We start from the raw sequence: 25,910 nt of genomic DNA on the forward strand, positions 1-25,910 counted from the left end.
TTCCATTGGGGGCAATAAAGCACAAAACATGCCTGATTGTTCCAATAAGGGGCAGAGGGGCGCCAAGTGAGTGCGGTTTTTCTATAACTTACTGAAATAGTGTTATTTAGTTCTGCACTAAAAAGGAATGATTGAATAGTTGTCATCACAGCTTTGAAACGTTTCGCTTCAAAGCTGTGCAGAAATAGTGCGAGAATGCACTAAAAGAGTGCAGCTATTGGTGTTTGTTCAATGCGTTGCGGATAAAGCCATCATGTTGTTCCAATCGTGCTTTCGCTTGTTCTGCATTAATGCCTGCTAGAAGCATGAGAATGGCGGTTTTGCAGTGGCGGTTGCAGGCATTAAGCGCCGCTTCAGCCGCTTGTGACGATTCGCCTGTTGCTTCCACTACAATGTTGACTTGGCGCTGAACCAGTTTGGCGTTGGTGGCTTCTACATCGACCATTAAGTTGCCATATACTTTGCCGCTTCGAATCATCGCGCCTGTGGTGAGCATGTTCAGGATAAGTTTTTGTGCTGTTCCTGCTTTCATGCGTGAAGATCCGGTGACAACTTCAGGGCCAACAATCGGCGTGATAGCAATATCCGCTTCATCCACCATCGCGCACTGTGGGTTACAGGCAATGGCCACCACGGTGACACCTAATGTTTTGGCGTACGCCATGCCGCCCAATACATACGGGGTGCGTCCACTGGCTGCGATACCGACAAGTACGTCTTTGTTTGAGAGCTTAAGATCTTTTAAATCCTGCTCACCGAGTTCTGTATTGTCTTCTGCATTTTCGACCGCCTTGAGAATGGCAGGATGACCCCCTGCAATTAATCCTACGACCTGCTCGGCTTTGCTGCCAAATGTCGGAGGGCATTCGCTGGCGTCTAGAATACCCAATCGACCAGACGTGCCCGCCCCCATATAAATCAACCTGCCACCTTGGGCAAATGCCGTCGTAATGGCATCGACCGCTTTCGCGATGTGAGGCAGTTGTGCTTTGACAGCGAGTGCCACTTGTTGATCTTCCTGATTCATCACAGCCAGCATATCGAGCGTGGAAAGTGTGTCGATGTTTGCACTGGCTGGGTTACGGCTTTCTGTGACCAATCGAGTTAAATCAATTTTCATCGCTAGCATGCTCATTTATTGGGGATTTTTATAGCTGCCAGTATTCCTCATCGGCATGTGAAAACTCAAGAGAAAAGGTGAGCCTTCTTTTCTGCTCATTGTTCTCTTATCGAGAATAATCAATTCATGTTCTCACTGTTTATTGATGTATTGAGGTCGATTATTGTTTGCTCATCGAAAGTTGATGGCAAAGGATGACAGGTAATGGGCTTATTAGTAGATGGAAAGTGGCGAACCGATTGGTATGACACCAGCAAGACAGACGGACGTTTTACCCGGAAAGCACCCAGTTTTCGTCACTGGATAACCCAAGATGGCGGCGCAGGGCCAAGCGGTGATGCAGGGTTTAACGCTGAACCGGGCAGATACCATTTGTATGTGTCACTGGCTTGTCCTTGGGCGCATCGGACGTTGATTTTTCGTGCGTTAAAAGGGCTCGAAGACATGATCTCCGTGTCGGTCGTTAATGCCTTTATGGGCGATGACGGTTGGACGTTTTTGCCCGGCGATGATGTGGTGCCAGATACCGTGAACGGTAAAACGCATTTGCATCAAATCTATACCGAGGCGATGAGCGATTACACCGGACGCGTAACTGTGCCTGTGCTGTGGGATAAGAAAACCCACACCATTGTGAGCAATGAATCGGCGGACATCATTCGCATGTTGAACAGCGCGTTTGATGAAGTGGGCGCCAAGCCAGGCGATTACTACCCGACTGCACTGCGTGAGGCCATCGACGAGGTGAACGATTATGTTTATCCCAACATCAATAACGGCGTGTATCGCGCTGGGTTTGCGACCACACAAGCGGCTTATGACGAAGCGGTAGAAGATGTGTTCCATGCACTCGATGTATTGGAAGTGAAACTTGCCACACAGCGCTATTTGCTGGGTGACGCTTTAACTGAGGCCGATTGGCGTTTGTTCACCACCTTGATTCGGTTTGATGCTGTTTATGTTGGGCATTTCAAATGCAGTAGTCGTCGTATTGTCGATTACCCAAATTTGTTTGGATACCTGCGCGAGCTTTATCAAATGCCCGGCATCGCAGGCACGGTTCATATCGACCATATCAAGGCGCATTACTACGGTAGCCACGAAACGGTGAACCCGACACGCATTGTGCCGATTGGCCCAGCGTTGGATTTTACGACGCCACATGGCCGAGAGCAGGTTGGCAACCAGTGATATACGCCAACGCTGAGAAGGAATGCTGAGAAGGAATGAAGTGATGGGAAAATTAGTTGAAGGACGCTGGCTCACCGACGATGCATTGCTTGAGTTGGAGACCAAAGAATATGAGAAGGCCAATGGCCAGTTTCAACGCGGCACGGCGAAATTTCGCTCGTGGGTAACGGAAACGGGAGAGGCGGGCATCAGCGGTGACGCAGGCTTTAAAGCAGAAGCTGGGCGCTACCATTTGTTCGCGGCGTTGAATTGCCCTTGGGCGCATCGCACCTTGATTTATCGCAACGTGAAGCAATTGCAGAATGTGGTCGGGTTGTCGCTGGTTGCGCCGCTTCGCACCGATCAAGGTTGGGTGTTTGATAAAAGTACGCCGAGATTTACTGATGAGCTGTTTGGGCTCGATGCGATGCATCAGCTATACGTGAAATCCAATCCCGATTTTACAGGTCGCGTGACGGTACCTGTGCTGTGGGACAAGAAAACACAGACCATTGTGAGTAACGAGTCGTCTGAGATTATCCGTATGTTCAACAGTACGTTTAACGAGGTGACAGGTGATAAAAAAAATTTCTATCCGTCTAAATTGGCGCACCGCATTGATGCGATGAACGAGTGGGTGTTCAACACCGTGAATAACGGCGTGTACAAAGCGGGCTTTGCCAGAACGCAAGAGGCGTATACGGAAGCGGTGACGACGTTGTTTGCGTCGTTGGAGGAAATAGAAACCCGTTTAGGGAATCACAAGTATTTGCTGGGGAATCAGATCACCGAAGCGGATTGGCGATTACTGCCGACGCTGGTGCGTTTTGATGTGGGTTACTTCACCGCGTTCAAATGCAACCTGAAAGCGCTGCGAGATTACCCGAATATCTCGGCGTATTTGAAAGAACTGGTTAAACAGCCGGGCGTGCGAGGCACTATCGATCTGGATGTGTATCGCCGCGGTTACAACTCAAAAAGTCCGTTGCGTAACCCGCACGGCATTGTGCCTGTCGCACCAGATGTGGACTTTTTATAAGCATCTCAGGTAGGCACAGCAACAAACACATTATCAACGCAAGGAGGAGTCACCATGTTATTTAATCCATCAAATACTGCGACACGACAATTCAACGCAGCTGCTGACATATCTGCGTTGGTAAATGATGAAATGCTGAAAGACAGCGCGTTTCACCCCAACCTTGGTGGCGTGACAAAAGGCGGCATGGCGAATCATTACCCGATGACTATTATGTCGTTGCAAGCACTGGGTGCCAGTGATGAAAACATCAGGGATTTTCGTGCTTCATGGCCGCGTTATCGCTCAAAAATTACTGACGATCTGCGTCTTCGTGACAAGGGCGTGGTGACGCAAGAAAACTGGCCTGATTATTTAGGACAAGCAAACCTGCTGGCAGATTTTCAGCGTATGTTTTACGACGGCTTACAAGCAACGGACGATCAAAATGCGTACATCATGTCTGCGCTCGATAAGCTTCAATATGCGCTGCCGATGGGGCTGTTTCATCCCTTGATCAGAGTAAGCTTCGCCATGATGCATGGCGATAAAGGGTTGATCGCTGATGCGCTGGCGTATTGGGCGATACGTTATGAAGATCTGTATAAACGCATGTTGCCGCCGCGCACTGATTTCGCCAGTATCTCGGTCAGCGCCGAAGAAAATTGGGTGACATTACATGCTGCGAAACCCGAGCTGAGTTTTCGAGGTGGTAGCCTGAATGTGTGCGAGCGTTTGTGTTCTGAGCCTGCGCTTCACGATATCGCTGTGGCGGAGAATTTCTTTATCACCGAAGAAAATCTCGAGCTGAAAATTCAAGAAATCGGTGATCGTGCTATTGGCTTGTACCTGTTTGAACCCGCACTCACGACCTTACATGGCGTGACGGCGTTTCAAGCGCTGGTGGACATTACCCAGACAGTGCTTGGTGACAGTGACAGATTCCGCCCGTTGTTAGCTGAACTTTGGCAACGTTACTGGATTTGGTTGACGGCGCTATATATTGAAAAAGGCGTTCCAGAGGCCTTGCCAAGTGTTGTTGAAGAATCACGAAGTGACGTTGATGCTTTTGCATGGGAAGACATTGCCAGTGCCATAGTGAAAGTGCCAGAAGTGCATGCCATTAAAATGGTGTTTAGCTGCAAATGGCTATTTGAGAACCTTGATGCGAACCCGCGCTACAAAGCGGCCGCCATCAATGTACTTAGCCAGCATATCAATGTGAAGCCAGTGCGATTAGGTTGATACACGGCCAAATGAACAATCAAAGAGCGGCTAGTCCCGCTCTTTTTCGTTTTTGTGGTGGATGACAATCGCTATGCGTTAACGCATCACCATCTGAATGGCATGAGACGGGCAGGCGACACGGCATTGCGCACAGCCAGAGCAAAGCTCCGTTTTGATTGAAACACTTCGATTTACAGTGTCAATCGCTTGATGTGGGCAAGCCTCTTCGCACGATTGGCAAGGTGCCCCCATTTGACGAACACACATGCCTGAAAGTGCGGCGACAGCGCCTGTCGATGGCACGCCATTGGCCGATGTATTTGCGAGCGAAAGTGTTGGGCAAACGCGTTGGCATTCACCACACTCTGTGCACGAACCGCCATCTAGCGTAAGCGTGGGTTTCTCTTCGAGCATGCTAATGACGTGCTGTGGACACACCTCTTCACATTTTCCGCACCCATCGCAGAGGCGATTTAACAACGCTTCTTCTACCGCTGTGGGCGGGCGGGGAACGCTGCGAATAGCGGCTATCTGAGTAGACGCTTTTACAGGCTTACTGACACCAGACCACAAGGCGCGAAAAAGCCCCCGGCGACTGCACTGTTGCATGTTCAATTGTGCGTTGTAATAGCGCTCGTCTCTGTCTGACATGGTGCCTAACCCTGATTGTCGGTAAACATGTGCGGTTCTGAGTAACGTTTGATATTCACGCTAGCGATTAACGATAGAGATTTACGCTGTTGTATTGCGCGTTCACCTGCGACGCCAATTGCTCTAGCGTGCCTTCCGCAAGATAGCTAATGCCTTGGTAAAACTCGGTTTGTGCACCTTCGCGCATGATCGCGAAAAAGCGCGGTGCCCACGTCAGCACATGATCGCTCAAAAAGGCCTTTAATGATGCCAAGCTTTCATTGTGAGTGGCTTCAACCACTTGTGCGTTAAATGCGGTCTCAAGCAAATAAGTGATGAAGGAAAACACCAAACCAATATGATCTTCGGGTTCACGTTCGCCTGTATCGATAGCAATGCCATGCTCCGCGTAAAACGCGCGAATCGCCAGCGTAGCAGCGCCACAGGTAGTTTGTTCCTCCGTCAGATACACAGAGCCCCAAGGCGCTGCTGTCAGGGTATTTGGTCCGACAAACAATTGTGCGTAATCACGGCTGGCCGCGTGTAGATTAGGTCGTTGTTTAAGCAACGCTAACCCTTGTTCCACCTTGGCATTCGCCATGTCTACGGGCCATTCATCGAACATCGGCTCGTCATAGAGAGCGTTAATGAAGTGTGCATCTGGCGCTTGATGCAATGCACGATAGAAAAAGTGACTGGCGATGGTCAGGCTTGCAAGCGTTTCGTAGCGAGAGTCATTCATGGCAATGGGCTTATTCGGTTAAAATTAATGAGGTAAAAAAGAACGTGTTTTAAAAAATAAAAAGGGGTGACAAAAAGAAAAGGTAACGCGTTAACATTCAAAAAGAGGGGCTGACATTCCAGCCCCTTTTTGACCCAAAAATCGGGATATTACATACCAGAGCTAGCGCTGATGAAGGCGTCGTAGAAGAACGCACGACCAGACAGTTCTGCCATCACAACCATCAAAAACGCCGCAATCGCGATGCCAGCGTTTTTGTTATTGCCACGCAATGCTTGAGATGCAAACAGTACAACACCTGATGCCATCAAACCGATACGCGCCATGGTGAAGGCTTCTGCGTTCGCCATCGCGAAGGGGTTGGCGTAAGCATTTAGCTGACCTAACCAGACTGCGTAGCCACCAAAACCAACCAATGACATTGCCATGGTGATCAGTGCGGCCATGGCCAGTGAACGGTCAGCGCATTGTTGAACCTTACCAATTTTTGCAGCTTGAACGCGCAGTGCCAATGCGGCTGCAATTGGGCCAACGACACCTGCAGTCATCAAAAACTGGAACGTGGTCCAATGCGAGTTCCAGCTCACCACGGTTGGCAAACGGTACACGTTCACAATCGCAAGAATGAACACAACACCCAGTGCCATTGCCGCAGGTAGCGTGAGCTTTTGCAGGGTAGGTTGAATGTTCAACACGCGCAGTGCGGTGTAGGTAAATGCCGCGCCACCAAACAGTGACAATGCGACGATTTCCATGCTCAGTGCAGACATGTGTGCAAGACCGAACATCACGTTGAACATGCGAAATGGCTGACCTAAGTGCGTCACTGACGCAATCGCGCCCAGACCCAACAGTGTCAGTGATGCCATAAACGCGATGTTCATGCTTTTACGCTCGGGTTTGAGGAACATTTCCACCAAACCTAGGGCGATAAACATACCGACGGCGGATTGCGCTAATACGGTAAAGAAGACCAGCGATAATTCACTCATAGCGATACCTCTGTCGGGTTTTGGATGCTGCCTGTGGTGTCGCCAGTGGGGCGAGAGTTACGGCAGGTGGTGACGATCAGGTTTGGCGATGTCAAACGTGGATCGGGCAGCGGCGCAACGTCGTTTTTCGTGCCGTACATTTCGCGCAGTTCGTCCATTGGACCGAAATCCAGCGCACGCAATGGGCAAGACTCGACACACACTGGCTTGCGGCCTTCTGCAATGCGCTCGTAGCAACCATCACACTTGGTCATGTGTTTTTTCGCAGGGTCGTATTGAGGTGCGCCATAAGGGCACGCCATGCCACAGTATTGGCAACCCACACACACGTCTTTATCGACAACCACAAGGCCATCTTCAGTACGTTTGTGCATCGCGCCCGTTGGGCAAGCTTTCACACACGCTGGGTTTGAGCAGTGGTTACATGAAATCGACATGTAGTAGGCGTAAACGTTCTGGTTCACTGTGCCGTCGTCGTTTTGTACCCAGTCACCGCCGGCGTATTCGTAAACACGACGCCAGTTAACGCCCACAGGCAGGTCACTGCGGTCTTTACATGAAACCTGACAGGTTTTACAGCCTGTACACTTGCTGGTGTCTACGTGGAATCCGTATTGAGTCATCTATTTATCTCCCCTTAAACCTTGGCCACTTGGACTAGGATGGTGTGCTGAGGATTCCCCTTCGACAGTGGTGTGTTCTTCTGTGAGGTCAGCGTGTTGATACAACCGCCCAAATCGATACCGTTTTTGTCTGGGGAGTACCAAGCGCCTTGGCCCAATGCCGTCACGCCCGGCATGATGCGCGGCGTGACTTTGATGGCAACGCGAATTTCGCCACGATCATTGAACACGCGAACGTAATCGCCGCTTTCAAGACCACGCGTTTTCGCATCAATTGGGTTCATCCAAATACCGTCGAACACCACTTCGCGCAGCCACGGAATGTTGTGGTACGTCGAGTGCGTGCGCCCTTTGGTGTGATAGCCAAAGAACTGCAGCGGGAACTGCTCGGTTTTTGGATCCAAGTGGCTTTCCCACGTGGTCACGTATTGCGGGATCGGCGTGATGATTTCATCGTCTGCCAACGTCCACTCTTTCGCGATGGTTTCCAGCTTGGTGGAGTAGATCTCAATCTTGCCTGAAGGCGTGCCTAGGGCATGCTTCTCTGGATCGTTACGGAAATCTTCCAGCGCGATACGGCCTTCTTTTGGCGCAGCTAACGTGTAAGGGCCATTTTTACGAAGATCTTCGAGCGTTGGCAGGTTGGCATCTTTTTGACGCGCACCGTCGTAAAGGTATTCCAACCAACCGTCACGGGTACGGCCTTCGGTGAAGGCTTCTTTCACGCCAAGGCGCTCAGACAGACCCACACACATGTCGTAGGCACAACGTGTTTCGTACAATGGCTCGATAGCGCGCACCAGCGGGAACACGCCGCCCAATGAACCTGATGAGTAACCGTCAGAGCTCACTTCGTTGTTTTCGATGGTGGTCACGTCGGGCAGCAGAAGGTCTGCAAAGCGGGCAGAAGAGGTCATGTGGTTATCACACACCACGATGAATTCCGCTTGGGTTTCATCTTCAATCAGTTTGCGGTGCTTATTGATGTCGGCATGTTGGTTCATGATCATGTTGCCTGAGTAGCTCAGTAGGAACTTGATCGGGGTACGCAGACGCTCGCCACCTTGAATGCCGTCGGTTTTATCAGTCATTTCGTGATGACGGTAAATCGCATCGCTCCATTTGAAGAACGGCACTTTTACTTGGATCGGGTTAACGCCCGTTGGAATGCGCGGCGCTGGGTAGCTCCAGTTCGCAGGCATATCACCGGTGTTCGTACCTGGGCGACCGATGTTACCCGTTAGGATCGGCAGCATCACGATCGCACGAGAGGTTTGCTCGCCGTTCGCTTGCCGCTGAATGCCCGTACCTTGGGTGATGAAACACGCCTTTGCTGTGCCGATTTCACGCGCCAGTTGCACGATTTGATCAACAGGAATGCCGGTGATTTTTGACGCCCACACGGGTGTCTTCTCGATGCCATCAGGACCCTGACCCAAGATGTGCGCTTTGTAGTGGCCGTTTTGTGGGGCGCTTGCTGGCAAGGTTGATGAATCGTAGCCTTGGCAGTATTTGATCAAGAAATCTTGGTCAACCAAGCTCTCTGTGATCAAGGTGTGCGCGATACCTTCAACCAGAGCCGCATCGGTACCTGGGCGGATAGGTAGCCATAGGTCTTCTTTACCCAACATGGTGTCGGTGTAACGCGGATCGATAATGATGGTGCGAACGTTGTTCTTTCGTTGCGCATTGACGTGCTCGTGAATTTCGCCACCACCGCTCATGCGCGTTTCCGCAGGGTTGTAACCGAACATCACCAACAGATCAGCGTTTTCGATTTCCGTGGTGTAGCTACCGTAAGCCGACGGTTTGATGGAGCCGTAAGTGAACGGCAGAGCAAACTGAATTTGACCCCAGCTGTAGTTACCGTAGTAATCAAGGAAACCACCAACAAGGTTGAACAGACGCTTGAAGCAATCTTTACCGTCGGTGCGGTAACCTTGTGTGCCTGAACCGTAGGTAATGAAGATCGCATCATTGCCGTATTCTTTGATGGTGTATTGCAGTTTCTCTGACATCAAATCAAACGCTTCGTCCCAGCTAATGCGCTCAAATTGGCCTTCGCCACGCTTGCCGATGCGCTTCATTGGGTATTTCAGACGGTCAGGGTTGTAAACACGGTGCTTAATCGAGCGACCACGAAGACACGCACGGACTTGGTGATTCCCAAAGCCTTGATCGTCACCACGGTTGTCCGATTCGATTTGGGTGATCACGCCGTTTTTAGTATGAACTTGCAATGCACAACGGCTGCCACAGTTCACCATGCACGCTGACCAGACGGTTTTGGTGTCTTCTGCGTGTTGAGGTGCTGTTTTAGCCACGGCTTTCAATGGCAAACCCGCACTCAGTGCTGCGGTACCACCGCCAACCGCGGCCCCCCACTTCATGAAGCTTCGACGCTTCATTGGCGCTAACACCGCCTTATCGATCCAGTTTTTCATTGTCATTCTCACATCGCTTGCGCGGATCTGTGTGCTAATAGACTTAGCTATTTTTATTTGCCCCAAACCCATTAACAAAACATTCACCAAGCGAATGTTTTTTAGGGTTCAAAACGTAGAATCTTGAATGGAATATTACGGGGTGACTATAAATACTCCCTAAATGTGAGGGAATTTATATTCGGGGGGAAACGGTGCTACAAACAGCATGAATGAAGGTTTGTTGATTTCAATCAATTTGAATTCGAACCAAATTTTATTAATACGATCGATTCTCAATTAAAGCGGGAATTCAGATGACAAGTAGCAGTATGATCAAGTGGTGAGTTGTGCAATATCATTCCCATAGTGAATGATACATAGAGCCCTTTAAAAATCAGGTTCCGACAGAGATGGTGATAGTCATCGTATTTATTTGTAATGACTCCTCCCCATATTTATGACAACTCAACTTTGTATATAATCAACAAGGCTATGTTAATTTCTATGCTGATCTATATTTCAATTAATCGTGCTTTTAAAATATATGGCCATTTCAGGTGATGATTGGCAGGAGTTCCATATTAATGGTGAATTGATTTAACCTGAAGGTGGATAGAAGAGTATCAAGCGGCATTTAGCGTTTTTACATGATTTAGTTTTCCGAATGAAAAAAAGAGCGGGCATTGCCCGCTCTTTCTCTATTTATTCTTTACTCTTCGTCACTCTGCATCAACACAATCATTCTGTGATTGGCGCGATGACTGAAGACTTAGCGCTTTTGTTTTTTCGCCAGACTGGTCAGATCAAAATCAAACTCATCAGGGAACAGCACGACACCTTCTAAGTCGATGTTTGGGAAAGCAACGATAGAAAGCTCATCGTCCAGCAGTCCGTTTGTCCAGCGGCTATGCCACTTGTTCAGGCCAATGGCCTCAGGTTTGCAGTGTTCCCACTCACCGGTTGCCCACTCTTGTGCAAACTCTTGATTTGGCCACACGGGAACGCAATCTTCTTCTTCGGTATTGAGCATGACGCAGCCGTGCTCATCAGTCAGTATCCAAATCTCGCGATTCTCTACGACTTCTTTCACTAAGTATTTGTAACGTTGGTCAATGTCTAGTTTGAGGATCTCTGCGATGCGCTCTTGCGTCAGCGTCTTAGCCATGTTGGATTCCACCGGGCAGTAAGAAAGTGGGCATTATACGCAAGTTATACTGTGATGTGCGATGACGCTGTGCGGATTTTTTCACTCTGGTTGAGAGGGTGTACTACCTGTCAGGCCGCTGAGCAAGTTTGGATGTTCATCCATCAGCTTGGTGGTGACGTGATCAATCTGCTGGCGTCCTTGTTTGTCGGCGAGTAAACGCGCGGGCGGTTGTGTTATGGGCAAGGTATGAATCACTGTGGTTGGCGAACGACTGAGGAACCAAATTTCGTCTGCCAGTGAAATGGCTTCGCGAAGATCGTGAGTGACAAACACCATGGTGGATTGATGCCGCCCCCACATCGCAAGCAATTGTTGTCTGAGCTGATCGGCGGTGGGGGCATCCAAAGAGGTAAAAGGCTCATCGAGCAACAAGAGGTCGGGGTTGTAAACAAACGCGCGTGCGATGCTGACCCGCTTTTGCATCCCACCGGATAACTCGGCGGGGTAGGCATTTTGCTTATCAAGGATACCCATGGCATCGAGGGTTTCACTGATCGCTGGGTTGTCTTTGCCACATACCAGCGCCAAATTTTCTTTCGCGGTTAGCCACGGCATAAGGCGCGGAGCTTGGAAGATATACCCAACCCTTGGTTGGGCACTTTGTAGATTTGAAAACGATATTTCATCGGGTTGTGATGTTTCAAGCCCTGCAATCATGTTCAACAAGGTCGATTTACCGCAGCCAGATGGCCCGACAATGGCGGTGATTTTCCCTGCTTTGATATTGCCGTTCAGATCGGCAATAACAAGCTCATCCTGCTTATAGCGCTTGCTTTGAATATTCAGGGCAATCGAGATCATACGCGCCCCCGCGAAACGACTCTGTCGAGCGGGCGGAATATCAATGCTTCTAACAGATAGATAATGGCAACAAAGGCGAAGGTATAAGCGAGAATGCCGGCAATATCGAAGAATTGAAACAGAGTGTGAAGTTTGAACCCAACGCCATTACTTCGTCCAATTAACTCGACCACTAAGACAATCTTCCATATCAGCGAAAGGCCAGTTCTGGCAGAAGCCATGATGTAAGGGTATAGCTGAGGGAGGAATACGCGGAAAAAGCGCGTTGCTGGCGAAAGCTGAAAGACACGGCCAACATCGAGAAGATCGTTGTCCACCACGCGTGCCCCTTCTCGGATCATCGCAACAACGGTCGGGATTTTATTGAGGGCGACGGCTGTGACGGCTGCGGCCTCAACCAGGCCGATGCTCAGGTAGCATAGTAAAATGGTCACCAGCGCAGGAATGTTCAAGGCGAGGATCAGAACGGGATCCGACAGTTCATTGAGCTTCGGAAAGCGTCCCATCATGATGCCAAAAATCACACCGAGCACCATGGAGAACGCAAAGCTCAGTACTACCCGCCAAAGCGTCATGCCAAGGTTATAAAGCATTTGTTCCTGTGTTAGCTCAAAAACGAAGGCATGGTAGACAGCAACGGGCGTGGGATAATCGGGATTGTTTATCCACACCGCGGACCATTGCCAGAAAATCATCAGCAATGCGGGTAACAGTAGGCGAGTGTGGTTAAGCCGAATCACGTAATGGCAGTCCCTTTACCTATAATCCCAGACCTTTGCACGCTTACTGATTGAGCCAGAATGTGCCTTTACTTAATGAATCGGATTTACCCACCAGTTTTGGCCCTCCTTCTTTGGCGAGAATTGCGAAAATCTGCGCGGCTGCCTTTTGCTGTTGTTCACCAAATGTGCCTGAAAATCCGCGTCGATATGCTGTTCTAAGTTCAGAAAACACCTCATCGTTTTTGGCTTTTGTTAACGGTCGTATCACATCCCATTCTTCATCAGAGGTTCGCAATATTGCTCTCGCCTCAGACGAAGCCTTCAAAAATGAGGAAACTAATTGCGGGTTGGTGTCTGCCCATTTTTCATCAAATACCCAGCCGAGCATTGGCACTTGTGTTTCTATGCCTAAGCCTTCGACGATCTGATCAAGAGAGATAACCGGTTGGAAGCCGGCCGCTTCAAGCCTTGCGCCGTAGTGCCAAAAATTGATGCCCACGGGTAGCTTACCCTGCATGAGTAATTTATTAAGAAGTGGCGGCGCGACAAATTGCTGTTCGGTGGTTTCACTGACGTCTTTGTTCTCTTTGGCTTTGCAATACGCTTGATAGAGCACCCACGTTTTGTCTACCGCTCCGCCTGCGATACCAAGCTGTTTTCCGGCGATATCGCAAGGGGAGGCGAGTGTGAGATCAGCCGCGGCAAACAACCCACCTGCGGTCGCAGAGGTGGGTGACAAGGTATAGCTTTTCCCTGCAGCGCGCTGGCGACTTACCCATACCCAATCAGAGAAAATGACGTCTACGGCGTTGCCTTGTAGTGCAACGGAAGATGCATTTTTGGCGGCAAGCGGGGTGATATCGAGCATGAAACCCGCTTTTTCGTCGAGTTTATTGCGTTTGATGACATCCATTTCCCAATTGATTGTCCCGAACTTAAGCACGCCGACTTTTACCACAGGCAGCTCATTGGCAAAGGTAACAAAAGGGACAGTAATCAACGCGATAGCGGAAAATACAACACGAATTCTTTGCGCGAGTTTATTGCTGTCCATCACTACTTAACCTCTTGATTTATTTGGGCTCAAATTAAAGCTAAGCGCATAACGGTATTGCTGCAATGCTACTTTGTGAGGAAAAAAACATTAATCTGAGCTTCATTAGTGCATTTGAGACGGTTAAAGGTGGTTGAAGGTTAACTGGGTGACTTGGGCTAAAGCGTGTTCTGCGCTAGGCTGTCTTTCCACGTCAAATAAAAGGGAAAGGAATGCCCATGTCAGATATTGCGAACACCCCCGCGCCCCCTTATTACGCTGTTATTTTCACCAACCTGCGAACGAATATCGACGATGGCTATGGCGAGATGGCAGGGAAAATGGTCGAACTCGCGGAGCAGCAACCGGGGTTCTTGGGTGTTGAATCCGCCCGTGATGATCTAGGCATTACGGTTTCGTATTGGCAGGATCTTGAATCCATCAAACAGTGGAAAGCGAACGTCGACCACTTGGAAGCGCAAAAGCTTGGGCGTAAAAAATGGTATGCCGCGTTTACAACGCGCATTGCTAAAGTCGAGCGGGAATACAGTCTTTAATCAGTATTAAATAAATCGGAAAGAACATTAATGAGAATCGCCGTGATTGGCTTGGGTGACATTGCCACCAAAGCCTACCTTCCTTTGTTGACCCGTATGCCAGCCTTAGAGCTAGTGTTGTGTACTCGAAACCCTGAAAAACTGGCTGAAGTTGCCAGAGAGTACCGCATCACAGAAACGTGTCGTGATTATCGAGCGTTGGTGAATATGAACGTCGATGGCGTGATGATCCACACCAATAGTGAAACCCATGCCCCCATCGCGACGTTCTTTATCGAGCATGGCATTCCTGTATTCGTTGATAAACCTGCCGCTTTGAATTTCGCTGACTACCAAACACTCCATGCGCTTTCAGAGCGTCAATCCGTCCCATTGTTTGTTGGCTTCAACCGTCGCTACATTCCGCTTTGGCAATCGCTGGTGGTGCGTAGTGACCTTCTTACTATCAGTTGGCATAAACACCGTTTGAACCTTATAGGCGCAGCACAAGACTTCGTTCTTGATGACATGATCCACGTGATCGATTCACTCAATCTTAACGGGAAAATTGACCAGCAAGATGTGCAAATCTCTGTGCAACGCAAGGGTGATGACATCGCCATGATTAACCTGAGTTGGGAGGAAAACGGCACGCTGTTCAATGGCCAAATGAACCGCTTATTTGGCAAAACCTGTGAGTCCGTTTCTCTGTGTTTTGAAAACGAAGCCTACCAATTTGACGGTTTTCTGCGCGGCGAAAAACTCGAAAACGGCAAAACTGAACGCATAGAAATGGCCGATTGGACAGATACGCTGGAAACCAAAGGCTTTAAAAGCATGCTGGAAAATTGGGTCAGTGTGGTGAAATCAGGGCGGATGGATGCACAGATGAAACAGCGGAATTTATCGACCCATGCTTTTTGTGAAAGGCTTGTGCGAGATCTCTTACCGACTTAAAGAAATGAGTTTGAGTATTTAAGCAGCAGCAGGCAAGAAGATTGTATGAGTCAGCGCAATATGTCGCTGACTCATCAAATTGAAGCAGTTTGAGGTCATAACCGAATTAGAAGTTGTATCGAATGCCAAGGGTCACGCTTTGATTGGATACATCCATGCCGTAGAAACCATCGAAATCAGCCGTTTGATAACGGTATCCTATGCCGATATCCCATTCGTCAATCATATAGCCAACTTCAAGGCCTGCTTGGTAAGAAAGATCGGAATCTTTAATGGTTTGACCATTGTTCTTGATTTCAGAGGACATCGAGCCCACACCTAAAATCAGAGCGCTGTATAGATTGTTCCCAACTTCAATGAACTTAGGCTTGGCATTGATATAAACAGCCTCATTTTCTACATGGTAAGTATCGGTAAATTTTGCTTTGCCGTATTTCACATACTCCACTTCAATGCCTAGCTCCAAACCCGATGACATTGCAAAACTGTAGCCTGCAGATGCACTAGCCCCTATATCACTGTTTTTATCAGCCGACATGCCACTTAGTTTTAATTCCGTATCGTTGAAAACGGATGCACTGACACCAGCATAAAAGTTGTTTTCAGCAAATGCATGAGTACTAAATAGAAGTAACGGAACAAGTAGTTTTTTCATCTGTAAACCATATATAGCTTGATAAAGGGATAGGAGATACTTGCGAAAAACGGTGCTGGCGATGCCGTCGGGTTCGATGTTACAGCCAGCGAAACTGCGACTTTCATTTTCCAGCAAGTGCTTTTTCTATATCTCTCAGAGAGTTAACGGTGAATATAACACTAGGTGTGAAGGTTCATATTTGATTTCGATCTCAAAGGATTGCTTTTCATACCCTTTTTCGAGATGAAACGAAATAAAACGAGATGATTGTAGGTTGGGTTGGAATTATTGTTGTCGGTCATGCCTGTGTTGTTTTTTTCTGCGAGGCATGAAGGAACGTCATGGGAATGGGGACAACTGAGAAAGCGATACGGGAAGATTGGGGCCGTGTGGTTGGGTTAGGACGCATAGGTGGACAGATGAAATTAAGGAATCTGTCGACCCATGCGTTTTGTGAGAATGTTTAAATACGATCAGCGAATAGACAGATATTTACGCGGTGCGGCTGAATTTCAGACTTGTCGCGCCAGCCATGACGCCACAGAGTGTATAAATTGCCACGTTGAACCAGCCCGCTTCAGGGATCGCGCTAAGGGGATTCGAGTAGATAATCGCGTTCAGTGGCAGGGAAAAAATGGCAGAGAAAAAATCATCGATACCATAGAAACCAAGCAGAACGATCGGCATCCACTTCAGTGCACAAACTGCGATGAACATGACGATAAGCGGTGAATTCACTTTTTGTGAAATCGCCATTGCTGACAGTGCAAGCGGCAGCAGTAAGACACCGGCAAACACCATGCGTAATAAGAAGGTAATCCAACTCACAAATATGTTGCCCAAAGACGCTTGGCTTTGAAACAGTGCCAATTGGTGTTCGGTCGATACATTCAAGATCCAAAGCATCATATTTGCAGCTAAGACCAAGATTGAACAAACGAGGGGAATAACGAGCAATCCAAACGTGAGTTTCACCACGTGTGTTTTGACGTCACTAACGGGCATGCTGCGCCAAAACATGATGCTGCCCTCTGTACGCGCCTTACGCAGCGTTCTCGGGAAGTAATGCGTACCAAGCAGGATAGACAAGAGCCCCGCCGCACCTGCAATGAACCCATTAATGCTATCACCCAGCGAATGGTGAATGTCACTGGCATCACCATCAATGCTCATTTGGAAGGACATGTCATTTTGCAGGCTAGAGTTGCTCATCACGCTGACAAATAGCAGAAATCCACAGGCGAACAGAAACAGAGGTATGCGCAATACCAATGGGTTTTCCAACCACTCTTTGCGTAACATCGCTAACACTGAACGCATCATACGGCCTCCCTTTGCAATGCTAGAAATAGGTCGGCTAGCCTAACCTTGTATACCATGCCCATCCCTTCAACTTGGTACGCGCAATCACGAGATAGTAGCCATTTGGTCGTACCGAGTCCTTTTTGTGAAGATATCGGATTCAAAGCTTCTATTTGGCCACTAAAATCATCACTGGCATCGAGAATGAAGTACGCCTCACTGATTGATTCCATTGAGGTCTGCATCACTGCGCGCCCGTGTTTAAGGATCAATACATCCGTCAGCAGGTGTTCGATTTCTGCGACTTCATGGCTGGCGATGATCAACACTCGCTCACCATCGTGGAACCATTCCAAAAGGTGGCGATAAAACGTATCGCGATACACCAAATCCAACCCGAGTGTTGGCTCGTCCAAAATGAGAATTTGCGTATTGGTCGCAATCACTATCGCGAGATGAAGTTGGACTTTCATGCCTTTTGAAAGCGCGCTGATACGTGTGCGAGGCTTGATATCGGTTTGAGTCAATAACGCATCCGCTTTACTGCGCTTAAAGCCAGGATGTACGCCTTCGGTGTAATCTAACAATTGTGCCACTGTCATCCATTCGGGTAGCACGTTCACATCCGAAATATACGATAAACTCTCCATCATTTTGTCACGTTGTGTCACGGGCTCGTAACCGTTAACACTGATCTGGCCTTGGTATTGATGCGCACCTAACATCGCTTTGATGAGCGTCGATTTACCCGCGCCATTGTGTCCGAGTAGGCCAAGCACCTGACCGGGCTTTAGCTCAAAGCTAATGTCGGTAAGCACATCACCTTGTGTGATTTCTCGCCCACTGTATTGCTTAGAAACGTGTTTTACGCTGACTAATGCACTCATTGGTCACCTTCTGTATGTGATTTGAGTTGCTGAATAAAATCATCAAGAGACATACCCAGACGTTGTAATGTGTCGGCAATTTGAGGGATCTGCTGCTGGAGAAAACGCGTTTTTTCTGCATCAAGCAACGCTTGCTTTACGCCTTGCATGACAAACATACCCTGACCGCGCCGTTTCTCGATCAATCCCTCATCCACCAGCAGTTGATAGCCTTTCATGACGGTTAAATGGTTGATTTTCAAATCAGCAGCAACAGTTCGAACCGAAGGCAAAGCCTGACCTTCTTGCCAGATACCCTGTAAGATTTGTTGGGTGATTTGATCAGCAAACTGGCGAAAAATAGGTTGGTTATCGTGCCAATGAGCCATGGTAATCCTTTGGCTGAGATGGTGTTATATCTATGTATAACAGCTATTGCAGGTGATGGGAAGGGAAGTAGCAGTAGTAGCGGTGAATGATAGCAGCTCTAGCTCGTTTGTATGGTTGGGTGTAAGGGTGTCTGCTATCTGTCAGTCTAAGTAGATTTAGATCGGTATTTGCACGGATGAGTGCTAACCCAATTTAAAATTGGTCCTTATTCCGAAGGAATGAAAAGGCATGAGGCCGATTTTTCGACTTTTTTAAAAGCGATTGTCCCAGTTATTTCCGTTGATTTATCCCATCAAACGTATATTTTTCACAATTTCAAACTCTTTGTTTGTCAAATAGCCATGAGCTTCAATACCAACTAAAGCATGCTTGAGTTTGTCCCAGCAGATAAATATTTCTTCTTGCGATTTTGCTTGAGATATTTTTTCAATTGCTCCTTTGTAAACTATAACACCCTGTTGCATATTCCTATCATTGGCCAGTTTTAACAGAATGGTTATATTGGTTAGTAATTCATTTTTGTCTATCATAACTTAAAAATCTCTGACAATTTATCAGTTCTTACTACAGTCGACTTAGGTAAGTTTTTAACATCAATAAGGCCTTGATAGCCACCTCCAAGACACTCAACCCCAAAAGCGTAGACAATAACAAACATGGCGGTCAAAAAAGAGCCGATTAATTAGAAAGTCTGGTCAACTACCTTGAAATCTACCGACGATACCTAATCGTTGCTTGGGTATATCTATGCGAAATAAAACGCAATATCCTTTATTAATTGGGTGTCTTTATTATCTATGTCAATTTTTGATGAGGAAATTTCATGGAGAACCCCTTTAACACCGCTAAAGCCGCGATTCTTTATTTCATCAAGTAGTTTGTTTTTTTTGCTACTATCCAAAATATACTTACTAATTAAGTAAGACAGGTTTTTATATAATTGCTCATCAGTCACAATATGTTTACTCCTCGGGAATTAGCTTCACATCGTCGAATTTCACTGTCATTCTATCTCTAGGTACCAGCTGTACACCACCACCTTTGCCATATTGAGGATAATATTCAGTCAAGGGCTCTAAAAATCCTCCTCTGTCACCAGCGTCGTGGGGGACTCTTGCTCTAAGTCCCCATTCAGGATCGAAAAGCTGCAAAGTATCAAACTCTCCTCTAAGACGGGCGTCACTCCAAGAAGCTGGGTTTCCTTCTTCATAAAATATTTGGAATGCATCTCTTGCTTGTTGTCCGGTTTCAAATTTCTCGAAGCCAAAATAGCTTAATGGCGCTTCTTGCGATGCCATTGTTCTTTCAGCATAGCTTGAATCCATGTATCGATACCCCGTTGAAGGCAAAGTAGTAGCAGGTCCGTCCGAACCAACATAAAAATCGGGTTTTTGACTACCTCCACAACAAACACCACCAGCCTCAACAACAGCCAACCCTAACGGATCTGCCCATCCCGTCGGATTAGGCACATATTGGTAGTTATTTAACCCACCTGCAAGCCCTATAGGGTCAGCAGTAATAAATCGCCCTGTGTTCGGGCTGTAGTAGCGGTGTCGGTTGTAGTGAAGTCCTGTTTCTTCATCGAAATACTGGCCTTGAAAACGTAGAGGGCTGACGATTTCTTCAACGTGTTTTCTGAGTATATTGCCGTAAGCGCGGTATTGTACTGACCATACGGATTTACCGTGTAAATCGGTGATGTCTGTTGGTGTGCCGATTTGGTCGAGGTGGTAGTGGTAAACCTCGTAATCTGACCCTTCGCCTGACAGCATTGCCATGGGCTTGAAGGTGCCCGGCTCGTAAATGTATGTCTGGTAATGCTCGCTGCTAGTTTCAGCAATTAAGGTGTCGCCTTGCCAAACAAACTCAGTGGTTTTCTCTGCACCGAGTTTATCGGTGATGTTCTTCTAATGCGTCGCCCAAAGGCATCGTATTTGTAGTGAGCGAATGAACCCTCTGGGAGTGATGCTTTGATCAATCGGTGCTGACAGTCGTATTCGTAACGGGTGATTAAGCGCTGGTCTTTGCCCCGTTTTTCAGTGATGAGTCGGCCAAATTCGTCGTACTCATAGTGGCTTTCACCATGAAACTTGAGTTGGTTGCCTTCAACGTCGAACGGCTTTCGTCCTACCTCTGCACCGATCACCTGATCGAGCAGGTTACCTGCAGGGTCGTGGGCGAAGGATTCCTCAACCACACCACGGGTTTTCTTTAATCGAGAAAGGGGATCGTAATCGTAGAAAACAGTACCGAAGCGGCTGTCAGCCATTTCAGTTAAATTACCGTCAGCACCATATTGGTATTGGCGAGACTGTGTTTGGCGACCATTTTGATGCTGCGTGTGTGCGGTTAACCGCCCTTGCTCGTCGTGTTGGAAGCGGCTGAGAATATCGCCTTGTTTATAAATGGTTTTGCAATAATGAGAATGTAAATCGAATCTCGTAGATTGCACCCCACAATTGGTAATTGAACGTTAACTTCTAAATCGGCCTCAAGTAATATTTGGTTATGAAATACAAGGAAGTATAACAACGATGAAATCGCTAGGCTTATTGATTCTAATTGCACCTTTTATCGCTTCTTGCGGTGATGCTAGTTCAACTCCTCCCATTACTAGTGATGCGGTATCTCAGGAGAGAATTTCAGAGATTCAACAAAATATTGAACGTTTATATCCAGATAAAGATGAAAATTTAAAAAGAGAAATTTTGGATGTGGCTGTTCGTGCTATTGATGACATTGTATTCGTTGAAGGTGGCACATTTATGATGGGAGACTTCAAGGCGCCTTGTGATCCTGTGAGTACTGAAAGAATGGATTGGACGCCCGAGGCGAAGTGTTTCAGTACATATAGTTCTTTAGAATCAGGTGCGAAGTTTCTTCATAAAGTTACATTAGATAGCTATTACCTTTCTAAATTCGAAGCGCAGTTGTTCGATGTCGATGTTTATCTCCATTCTCTTGGGCTTCCATTTATCAATGGTGGTAGAGAATACCTGCGTGATGGTGATGTATTTCCAAAGATAAAACGCAAACTCCATGCTTTTTCTGCTTCAGTTTCAGGTTGGCAAGAGGCTAAAAGTTACTGTAATTGGTTAGGTGAAGTGACAAATATACCATTTGATTTGCCTTCTGAAGCGCAATGGGAATATGCAGCGAGAAGTCGTGGGGAAAATGTATATTATGCTACAAACAATGGATACCTTCAGCGAAAAGGAGGCCATTATTACGATGCTGAGGCCGCTATTTACGTGGACTACAAAAAGGAAGAATGGAACTACTATTCAGACGAGCGAAAAGTGGGAATTTGGCCTCCCAACCCACTAGGTATATATGATTTGACTGGTGGTAGAAGAGAGTGGGTGAATGACTGGTTTAGCGTTGACTACTACAAAATATCTCCCGAATACAACCCAAGTGGTCCTGAGGCTGGGTCAATGAAAACAATTCGTGCAGGAAAAACCATGACACGATTTGGTGTTGACCCAACTACAGAGGACAAAATTTACGGTTTTAGATGCAGCATTCAATCATCAGATTTTTAAGTAAATATAATCTTAAACAAAGAACTCAGCACCAAATTTATTGATTTCATTTATTTGATAAGCCACAGTGGACTTTTTATTGTTTATGTTCTTGTATGGAGTAAACGGTATGTCTCTTTTACTATTGGCTAAGCGATTTTTTGAAGCTAGATTATTTACCCAAGAGTTGAACATGTTTTGTTGGTATCCATCTAATATAGCATTTAATCTGTCGATGTTATGAAATAGCACCTTTTCACCTGATTGTTTCTCTCCTTTATCATTTGTACAAGCTAAGACCTCTTCAAATTTCCTCCAGCTAGATATGCTTTCATTTAGAAGTTTGAAAATGGCCTTTTCTTGTTTTTCTTCCCAAGAGAAATAGAACGTGACTAAAAGTGTATTTAGCATCATGCCTAGAGCTTGGGGTGGCAATAACTCAGCGGGAATCCCCGAAAAAGTTTTGTCGTCTAGAATACGTTGGGATAGTATTCTGGCCTCATTCCCTAATATTTCCTGCCTGTCGTAGTACTCGATTCTTTCATTCCACCATTTGTTCACTTTGATTACACCTGAACTAATGACATTATTTAGTGTCTCTCCAGGGTTCCGAAGTGCGCTTAGAGTGCTTTGTGGTGCAGAGAAAGCCATGTATGCTGCACGATAGAAAAAAGAATAAGCTGCTTCATCAATATTTTGTAGAAATCGATAGTCAATAATTTGAAGGGCTCCCCAAATCACCTTGGCAAGTTCCCATATCTTTTCAAAATCTACAGAAGTACCGAATCCACCTGAGCCACCGGGGCCGAACACAAGCTTTCCAGCACAGTAAAATAAAAACTTTCCCTCTTGTGTTAGCTCCACCATAAAATCCAAGCTCGCGCCGGCGCCAAAAGCAATGTTGCCATCCGCTTTAATCTCTGCGAGCGCGCCAAAGTCGCCAGTGTAAATATTCTCTGGTGGCTCCCATTGGACCGATCCGGCAATTTGCCCGCCGGCTTGTGCACCCGCGAAGGCACCCGCACTCAGCCCTACCTCGCCATTTGCTCTAGTACCTACGTTCACATCTGGAGACAGTAATAAATGTGCACCCGAGGCTCCCTTGTCTTGCGGTTGATTGGTTAACTTGATACCTGCCTGTCCCATCACGCCGACAAAGCAACTTAGCATGACCTCCAAATCTGCACGAAAACGTCCGCATGGGTACATTGCTTCATGCTTCATTGCGTCGATATAAGAGAGCTGCACGTTATAACCATTTTTATGCGGGAAAAACCGTTTAGCTTTTACGGCTCCTTCTGCTAGGGCAAAGCTGGCTTCAGCACCAACACCGATGTCAATTCTTCCTTCCGCTGGTTCTAATGTTGCTTTGACACTGGCTTGCGCGGCATAACGAAGCAATTGAGCCTCTTCAGAAGCGGCAAAAATAATTTCACCTCGGTCATTTTCTAGGGTTTGCTCTAATTTCCATTCGTCAAATTTACCGCCTTGTAGTTTCCATTCCTTAAACTTCCCTTCAAGCTTTCCAAATGCCGCTTGTTTGGCTGATTTGGGCAACCCCTTTTTGATGTCGTCGAAAAGTGCCTTCTGTATTCCTTTTCTATCTCTATTGGCAATGGCGGCGGCAAGATTGTCTTTAACTGGATTGGTTATCCATTTTCGACGTGCTTTTTCAACAAAATCGGCACGTAAGTAAACCAATCTATTTTTACTCACCATCCAAACTTCCACGACATGGCGTTTGGGCTTGGTCGTAACAAGTTTTTTGTGTCCAAGGTTGTTTAAATCAACGTTTTGTTTGCTTGAAGATTCGGCTGATTGAGGTTTATTGAGCTTTGCTTCCCACGCTGCGATTTCGCTGTCCAGTGTTTCAACGACTTTGTTTTTAAGCTTAACTTTGGATGACTCCGAGGTTAATCCATAAAAAGGAACATAATCATGAATGATGCGGCGTCGGTCTTGTAGTGATTTGATCTGTGATCTTATTCGCTGAGGGTTGTCTTTTGATGCAGGTTTTTTAGAGTTTTTCTCAGTGTCGTCACTCGGGGTACCTTGCTTTATTACGCCAGCATAGGCGGCCTGATCAAACCAAGCTTGTTTCTTTTTTTTGTGTTGGTTTAATTCACTTTCATTTGTGCTGTCTAAAGTCGCTGATTCTTCGAGTAGCTTACCGTAATCTTGAATCAGTTTGTCGGTAATGCTCAGCTCTTCTTCGATGGATATTTGTGTATCTTCATCAAGTAAATAATATTGATCTGGCTGTTCACCAGTGACGAAAAGAATGTCACAGATTTCATTTATTTTACAAAATGGTTGACCTTTAACACAGCCATTTTTGACCTCAACTTTGTTTGAAATCGGTTCGATATCGAAGCTAGGTTCGATATCCTCTTCAATGGCAATAGGCAATTTTAGCGCCTCACCTGGAAAAATAAGGTCAGGATTTTTTTGGTATTTTGGGTTCAATGCCAGCAAATCAACAAAGTGCACATTGTAGTCGTAGGCTATCTGGAGAAGTGTGTCGCCGGGTTTAATTACATAGGTGTTGCTCATCGAACTACTACTCCGTTAAGCCATTTTTCTAAGACGGCTTGCATGTTTTGTTGTTTATCTTTATTGATATTTAGTGCGTACGTCGGATTACCAGTGGAATTCTCTACGTGAGACATGAGCTTGGCTTCGAGCCAGTGGTGTGAGTGCCAGTAAATTGCTTCTATAACGGGGAATAGCTGAGCTTGCTCTTGTGTCGATATAGCGGATAGCAGTGGTAACATCATTCTAGGATCGTAAAATCGAAACAGTGCTTGAGCTGATTCTGTGTTGGCTATTAGCCGGCCCTTCAATTTTGGCGCTAGCTTACTCACGCGAATGGTATCGGTTGTCGTGAAGAATATAGCTGCTGGCATTTCTTCGCAGTATGCAAGATAAGCCATTTTTGCATCCGGTTCGTAAGACAGATCGATCAGTACGGGACCAAATTCAATATGCCCAAAAGGCGTGTCTTCAAACAGTGATGCCCAAAACTCATCTTTACGTTCTAGTCTCAAAGAATCTTTCCATTCAGGGTATAGATGAGACTCGACAATTGCGAAGAGGTTTTCGTCTGGTATGCTCTTCACATCATTGATAACTTTAATATAATCAGGGCCGATCAGGTGTTGTGGATTGGACACGTGCCATCCTCCCCACAGTTGCATAACTCGGTGACAAGCGCACCGTCTTCTACTGCTTCTGTGTAATTCAAAGTGGTGATGACATTTGCATCGAGAGAAAACATTGAGGCGCTAGTGAGCGATGCTGTCTGTTCTTGAGGGGTCTTTGGTGCAGAGACACCAAAAGGCAATGTCGGTGCAATACCACCAAAACCGCTGCCGCCGCCAGCCCCTCCGCCTGCGTTTAGGTCTACAACTGGTCCTGAAATATGAACGCCTGAACCATCAACAGTGACAAAGCATCCCCCCGCTTTGAGCGTAATCTGACTTCCCGCCTCGATGACCAATTTGGCGCCTGATTTCTGATGGATCTCAGAGCCTGCCTCAACAAGCTGAGATGTTCCTTGCTTGATATGAATATTGTTATCGCTGATAACCGTTTTATCACCCTTCACATGCTCTTTGCTTTGCCCGTCGACGGTTAAATGGTCATCGACTTTGATGTGCGAGAAGCGTTCGTTTTCCACATCCAGATGCAAGTCATGTTTGATGTTGTCTTTGCGGTCATTCTCGACCAGCAGGTTCATGTCCTTTTGGGCATGAACGTAAATCTCTTCGTTGTCCGCTTGGTCTTCAAAGCGCAGTTCATTGAACCCTTCGCCTTGATGGGTTTCGGTTCTCAGTACCGTGCGGGTTTTGTTCGCTGGCAGCGGGTAAGGCGGCACATTGGTCGCGTGATACGTTCGCCCTGTAATAATCGGTTGGTCCGGGTCGCCCTCTAAGAAAGACACAATCACTTCATGACCAATGCGCGGTATCGCCATCATGCCGT

At 47.0% G+C, this 25,910-nt stretch carries 27 protein-coding genes; 6 read left to right on the forward strand and 21 right to left on the reverse strand.

Annotated elements, in window-relative coordinates; genetic code table 11:
- Positions 1 to 214 precede the first annotated feature (214 nt).
- Positions 215 to 1,120 carry an N-acetylmuramic acid 6-phosphate etherase gene (gene murQ, locus A1OO_RS11660; RefSeq protein WP_017003131.1) on the reverse strand — a complete coding sequence of 302 codons (906 nt, stop codon included), beginning with the start codon at positions 1,118 to 1,120 and terminating at the stop codon, positions 215 to 217.
- A 204-nt stretch (positions 1,121 to 1,324) separates the two neighbouring features.
- Between murQ and A1OO_RS11665 the strand changes: the two genes are divergently transcribed.
- The 3 genes from A1OO_RS11665 to A1OO_RS11675 are packed head-to-tail and all read left to right on the forward strand — an operon-like array spanning position 1,325 to position 4,553.
- The gene (locus A1OO_RS11665) at positions 1,325 to 2,311 is read left to right on the forward strand and encodes a glutathione S-transferase family protein (RefSeq protein WP_017003132.1); all 987 of its coding nucleotides are present in this window, start codon (positions 1,325 to 1,327) and stop codon (positions 2,309 to 2,311) included.
- Positions 2,312 to 2,354: 43 nt separating this feature from the next.
- Positions 2,355 to 3,329, forward strand: coding sequence for a glutathione S-transferase family protein (locus tag A1OO_RS11670; RefSeq protein ID WP_017003133.1), 975 nt, complete (start codon positions 2,355 to 2,357; stop codon positions 3,327 to 3,329).
- A 54-nt stretch (positions 3,330 to 3,383) separates the two neighbouring features.
- Positions 3,384 to 4,553: a questin oxidase family protein gene (locus tag A1OO_RS11675; RefSeq protein ID WP_017003134.1), complete on the forward strand. Its 1,170-nt coding sequence runs from the start codon at positions 3,384 to 3,386 to the stop codon at positions 4,551 to 4,553.
- 78 nt (positions 4,554 to 4,631) lie between these two features.
- Here A1OO_RS11675 and A1OO_RS11680 read toward each other — a convergent pair whose 3' ends face one another.
- The 9 genes from A1OO_RS11680 to A1OO_RS11720 all read right to left on the reverse strand — a co-directional run bounded on the left by A1OO_RS11680 (position 4,632) and on the right by A1OO_RS11720 (position 13,732).
- Positions 4,632 to 5,186 (reverse strand): 4Fe-4S binding protein, encoded by a 555-nt coding sequence (locus A1OO_RS11680; RefSeq protein WP_016960009.1) that lies wholly within the window; start codon positions 5,184 to 5,186, stop codon positions 4,632 to 4,634.
- A gap of 67 nt (positions 5,187 to 5,253) precedes the next feature.
- A complete protein-coding gene (locus A1OO_RS11685; RefSeq protein WP_016960010.1) occupies positions 5,254 to 5,907 on the reverse strand; it encodes a TorD/DmsD family molecular chaperone in 654 nt (217 codons plus the stop codon).
- Positions 5,908 to 6,056: 149 nt separating this feature from the next.
- Positions 6,057 to 6,899 carry a dimethyl sulfoxide reductase anchor subunit family protein gene (locus A1OO_RS11690; RefSeq protein WP_016960011.1) on the reverse strand — a complete coding sequence of 281 codons (843 nt, stop codon included), beginning with the start codon at positions 6,897 to 6,899 and terminating at the stop codon, positions 6,057 to 6,059.
- Entirely contained in the window at positions 6,896 to 7,522 is a 627-nt protein-coding gene (locus A1OO_RS11695; RefSeq protein ID WP_016960012.1) for a DMSO/selenate family reductase complex B subunit, read from the reverse strand. Before A1OO_RS11695 ends, A1OO_RS11690 begins: the two co-directional genes overlap by 4 nt.
- 14 nt (positions 7,523 to 7,536) lie before the next feature.
- Positions 7,537 to 9,966: a DMSO/selenate family reductase complex A subunit gene (locus tag A1OO_RS11700; RefSeq protein WP_017003135.1), complete on the reverse strand. Its 2,430-nt coding sequence runs from the start codon at positions 9,964 to 9,966 to the stop codon at positions 7,537 to 7,539.
- A gap of 751 nt (positions 9,967 to 10,717) precedes the next feature.
- On the reverse strand, positions 10,718 to 11,113 hold the full coding sequence (locus A1OO_RS11705; RefSeq protein WP_017003136.1) for a DUF2750 domain-containing protein: 396 nt from the start codon (positions 11,111 to 11,113) through the stop codon (positions 10,718 to 10,720).
- A gap of 81 nt (positions 11,114 to 11,194) precedes the next feature.
- Positions 11,195 to 11,956, reverse strand: a complete 762-nt coding sequence (locus A1OO_RS11710) for an ABC transporter ATP-binding protein (RefSeq protein ID WP_017003137.1) — start codon at positions 11,954 to 11,956, stop codon at positions 11,195 to 11,197.
- Entirely contained in the window at positions 11,953 to 12,696 is a 744-nt protein-coding gene (locus A1OO_RS11715) for an ABC transporter permease (RefSeq protein WP_017003138.1), read from the reverse strand. The genes A1OO_RS11710 and A1OO_RS11715 overlap by 4 nt, the downstream gene beginning before the upstream one ends.
- A gap of 43 nt (positions 12,697 to 12,739) precedes the next feature.
- Positions 12,740 to 13,732, reverse strand: coding sequence for an ABC transporter substrate-binding protein (locus tag A1OO_RS11720; RefSeq protein ID WP_016960017.1), 993 nt, complete (start codon positions 13,730 to 13,732; stop codon positions 12,740 to 12,742).
- A 218-nt stretch (positions 13,733 to 13,950) separates the two neighbouring features.
- On the opposite strand from A1OO_RS11720, the gene A1OO_RS11725 reads away from it, so the two are divergent.
- The gene (locus A1OO_RS11725; protein WP_017003139.1) at positions 13,951 to 14,268 is read left to right on the forward strand and encodes an antibiotic biosynthesis monooxygenase family protein; all 318 of its coding nucleotides are present in this window, start codon (positions 13,951 to 13,953) and stop codon (positions 14,266 to 14,268) included.
- A 30-nt stretch (positions 14,269 to 14,298) separates the two neighbouring features.
- Positions 14,299 to 15,204, forward strand: a complete 906-nt coding sequence (locus tag A1OO_RS11730) for a Gfo/Idh/MocA family protein (RefSeq protein ID WP_017003140.1) — start codon at positions 14,299 to 14,301, stop codon at positions 15,202 to 15,204.
- 106 nt (positions 15,205 to 15,310) lie between these two features.
- Here the strand turns inward: A1OO_RS11730 and A1OO_RS11735 are convergent, their stop codons facing one another.
- From A1OO_RS11735 to A1OO_RS23780, 8 genes are all read right to left on the reverse strand, one after another.
- Complete coding sequence (locus tag A1OO_RS11735) at positions 15,311 to 15,859, reverse strand: outer membrane beta-barrel protein (RefSeq protein WP_016960020.1); 549 nt, start codon at positions 15,857 to 15,859, stop codon at positions 15,311 to 15,313.
- Between the two features lie 474 nt (positions 15,860 to 16,333).
- Positions 16,334 to 17,161, reverse strand: a complete 828-nt coding sequence (locus tag A1OO_RS11740) for a hypothetical protein (protein ID WP_026023827.1) — start codon at positions 17,159 to 17,161, stop codon at positions 16,334 to 16,336.
- Positions 17,161 to 18,030, reverse strand: a complete 870-nt coding sequence (locus A1OO_RS11745; RefSeq protein WP_017003144.1) for an ABC transporter ATP-binding protein — start codon at positions 18,028 to 18,030, stop codon at positions 17,161 to 17,163. Before A1OO_RS11745 ends, A1OO_RS11740 begins: the two co-directional genes overlap by 1 nt.
- On the reverse strand, positions 18,027 to 18,398 hold the full coding sequence (locus tag A1OO_RS11750) for a GntR family transcriptional regulator (protein ID WP_017003145.1): 372 nt from the start codon (positions 18,396 to 18,398) through the stop codon (positions 18,027 to 18,029). Before A1OO_RS11750 ends, A1OO_RS11745 begins: the two co-directional genes overlap by 4 nt.
- Before the next feature lie 285 nt (positions 18,399 to 18,683).
- Positions 18,684 to 18,929, reverse strand: coding sequence for a hypothetical protein (locus A1OO_RS11755; protein WP_016960026.1), 246 nt, complete (start codon positions 18,927 to 18,929; stop codon positions 18,684 to 18,686).
- Positions 18,930 to 19,144: 215 nt separating this feature from the next.
- Positions 19,145 to 19,354, reverse strand: coding sequence for a hypothetical protein (locus tag A1OO_RS11760; protein ID WP_017003146.1), 210 nt, complete (start codon positions 19,352 to 19,354; stop codon positions 19,145 to 19,147).
- Between the two features lie 7 nt (positions 19,355 to 19,361).
- Positions 19,362 to 20,180 (reverse strand): RHS repeat-associated core domain-containing protein, encoded by an 819-nt coding sequence (locus tag A1OO_RS23775; RefSeq protein ID WP_026023828.1) that lies wholly within the window; start codon positions 20,178 to 20,180, stop codon positions 19,362 to 19,364.
- A 62-nt stretch (positions 20,181 to 20,242) separates the two neighbouring features.
- Positions 20,243 to 20,854 (reverse strand): RHS repeat domain-containing protein, encoded by a 612-nt coding sequence (locus tag A1OO_RS23780; protein ID WP_026023829.1) that lies wholly within the window; start codon positions 20,852 to 20,854, stop codon positions 20,243 to 20,245.
- Positions 20,855 to 20,936: 82 nt separating this feature from the next.
- Here A1OO_RS23780 and A1OO_RS11770 point away from each other — a divergent pair, with 82 nt between their 5' ends.
- On the forward strand, positions 20,937 to 21,947 hold the full coding sequence (locus A1OO_RS11770; protein ID WP_017003147.1) for a formylglycine-generating enzyme family protein: 1,011 nt from the start codon (positions 20,937 to 20,939) through the stop codon (positions 21,945 to 21,947).
- A gap of 12 nt (positions 21,948 to 21,959) precedes the next feature.
- Here A1OO_RS11770 and A1OO_RS11775 read toward each other — a convergent pair whose 3' ends face one another.
- From A1OO_RS11775 to A1OO_RS11785, 3 genes are all read right to left on the reverse strand, one after another.
- The gene (locus A1OO_RS11775) at positions 21,960 to 24,479 is read right to left on the reverse strand and encodes a LysM peptidoglycan-binding domain-containing protein (RefSeq protein ID WP_017003148.1); all 2,520 of its coding nucleotides are present in this window, start codon (positions 24,477 to 24,479) and stop codon (positions 21,960 to 21,962) included.
- Positions 24,476 to 25,099 carry a DUF4123 domain-containing protein gene (locus tag A1OO_RS11780; protein WP_017003149.1) on the reverse strand — a complete coding sequence of 208 codons (624 nt, stop codon included), beginning with the start codon at positions 25,097 to 25,099 and terminating at the stop codon, positions 24,476 to 24,478. Before A1OO_RS11780 ends, A1OO_RS11775 begins: the two co-directional genes overlap by 4 nt.
- Positions 25,078 to 25,910: type VI secretion system Vgr family protein (locus tag A1OO_RS11785; RefSeq protein ID WP_017003150.1), on the reverse strand; the 833-nt coding region annotated here is incomplete at its 5' end. The genes A1OO_RS11780 and A1OO_RS11785, both read right to left, overlap by 22 nt.

The organism is Enterovibrio norvegicus FF-33 (assembly GCF_000286835.2).
GTDB classification, from domain to species: Bacteria; Pseudomonadota; Gammaproteobacteria; order Enterobacterales; family Vibrionaceae; genus Enterovibrio; species Enterovibrio norvegicus_A.

Bases quoted from the DNA above. Each gene is read 5' to 3' on its own strand.
- murQ (WP_017003131.1), bottom strand. From the start codon at position 1,120: ATGAAAATTGATTTAACTCGATTGGTCACAGAAAGCCGTAACCCAGCC.
- A1OO_RS11665 (WP_017003132.1), top strand. From the start codon at position 1,325: ATGGGCTTATTAGTAGATGGAAAGTGGCGAACCGATTGGTATGACACC.
- A1OO_RS11670 (WP_017003133.1), top strand. From the start codon at position 2,355: ATGGGAAAATTAGTTGAAGGACGCTGGCTCACCGACGATGCATTGCTT.
- A1OO_RS11675 (WP_017003134.1), top strand. From the start codon at position 3,384: ATGTTATTTAATCCATCAAATACTGCGACACGACAATTCAACGCAGCT.
- A1OO_RS11680 (WP_016960009.1), bottom strand. From the start codon at position 5,186: ATGTCAGACAGAGACGAGCGCTATTACAACGCACAATTGAACATGCAA.
- A1OO_RS11685 (WP_016960010.1), bottom strand. From the start codon at position 5,907: ATGAATGACTCTCGCTACGAAACGCTTGCAAGCCTGACCATCGCCAGT.
- A1OO_RS11690 (WP_016960011.1), bottom strand. From the start codon at position 6,899: ATGAGTGAATTATCGCTGGTCTTCTTTACCGTATTAGCGCAATCCGCC.
- A1OO_RS11695 (WP_016960012.1), bottom strand. From the start codon at position 7,522: ATGACTCAATACGGATTCCACGTAGACACCAGCAAGTGTACAGGCTGT.
- A1OO_RS11700 (WP_017003135.1), bottom strand. From the start codon at position 9,966: ATGAAAAACTGGATCGATAAGGCGGTGTTAGCGCCAATGAAGCGTCGA.
- A1OO_RS11705 (WP_017003136.1), bottom strand. From the start codon at position 11,113: ATGGCTAAGACGCTGACGCAAGAGCGCATCGCAGAGATCCTCAAACTA.
- A1OO_RS11710 (WP_017003137.1), bottom strand. From the start codon at position 11,956: ATGATCTCGATTGCCCTGAATATTCAAAGCAAGCGCTATAAGCAGGAT.
- A1OO_RS11720 (WP_016960017.1), bottom strand. From the start codon at position 13,732: ATGGACAGCAATAAACTCGCGCAAAGAATTCGTGTTGTATTTTCCGCT.
- A1OO_RS11725 (WP_017003139.1), top strand. From the start codon at position 13,951: ATGTCAGATATTGCGAACACCCCCGCGCCCCCTTATTACGCTGTTATT.
- A1OO_RS11730 (WP_017003140.1), top strand. From the start codon at position 14,299: ATGAGAATCGCCGTGATTGGCTTGGGTGACATTGCCACCAAAGCCTAC.
- A1OO_RS11735 (WP_016960020.1), bottom strand. From the start codon at position 15,859: ATGAAAAAACTACTTGTTCCGTTACTTCTATTTAGTACTCATGCATTT.
- A1OO_RS11740 (WP_026023827.1), bottom strand. From the start codon at position 17,161: ATGCGTTCAGTGTTAGCGATGTTACGCAAAGAGTGGTTGGAAAACCCA.
- A1OO_RS11745 (WP_017003144.1), bottom strand. From the start codon at position 18,030: ATGAGTGCATTAGTCAGCGTAAAACACGTTTCTAAGCAATACAGTGGG.
- A1OO_RS11750 (WP_017003145.1), bottom strand. From the start codon at position 18,398: ATGGCTCATTGGCACGATAACCAACCTATTTTTCGCCAGTTTGCTGAT.
- A1OO_RS11755 (WP_016960026.1), bottom strand. From the start codon at position 18,929: ATGATAGACAAAAATGAATTACTAACCAATATAACCATTCTGTTAAAA.
- A1OO_RS23775 (WP_026023828.1), bottom strand. From the start codon at position 20,180: ATGGCAATGCTGTCAGGCGAAGGGTCAGATTACGAGGTTTACCACTAC.
- A1OO_RS11770 (WP_017003147.1), top strand. From the start codon at position 20,937: ATGAAATCGCTAGGCTTATTGATTCTAATTGCACCTTTTATCGCTTCT.
- A1OO_RS11775 (WP_017003148.1), bottom strand. From the start codon at position 24,479: ATGAGCAACACCTATGTAATTAAACCCGGCGACACACTTCTCCAGATA.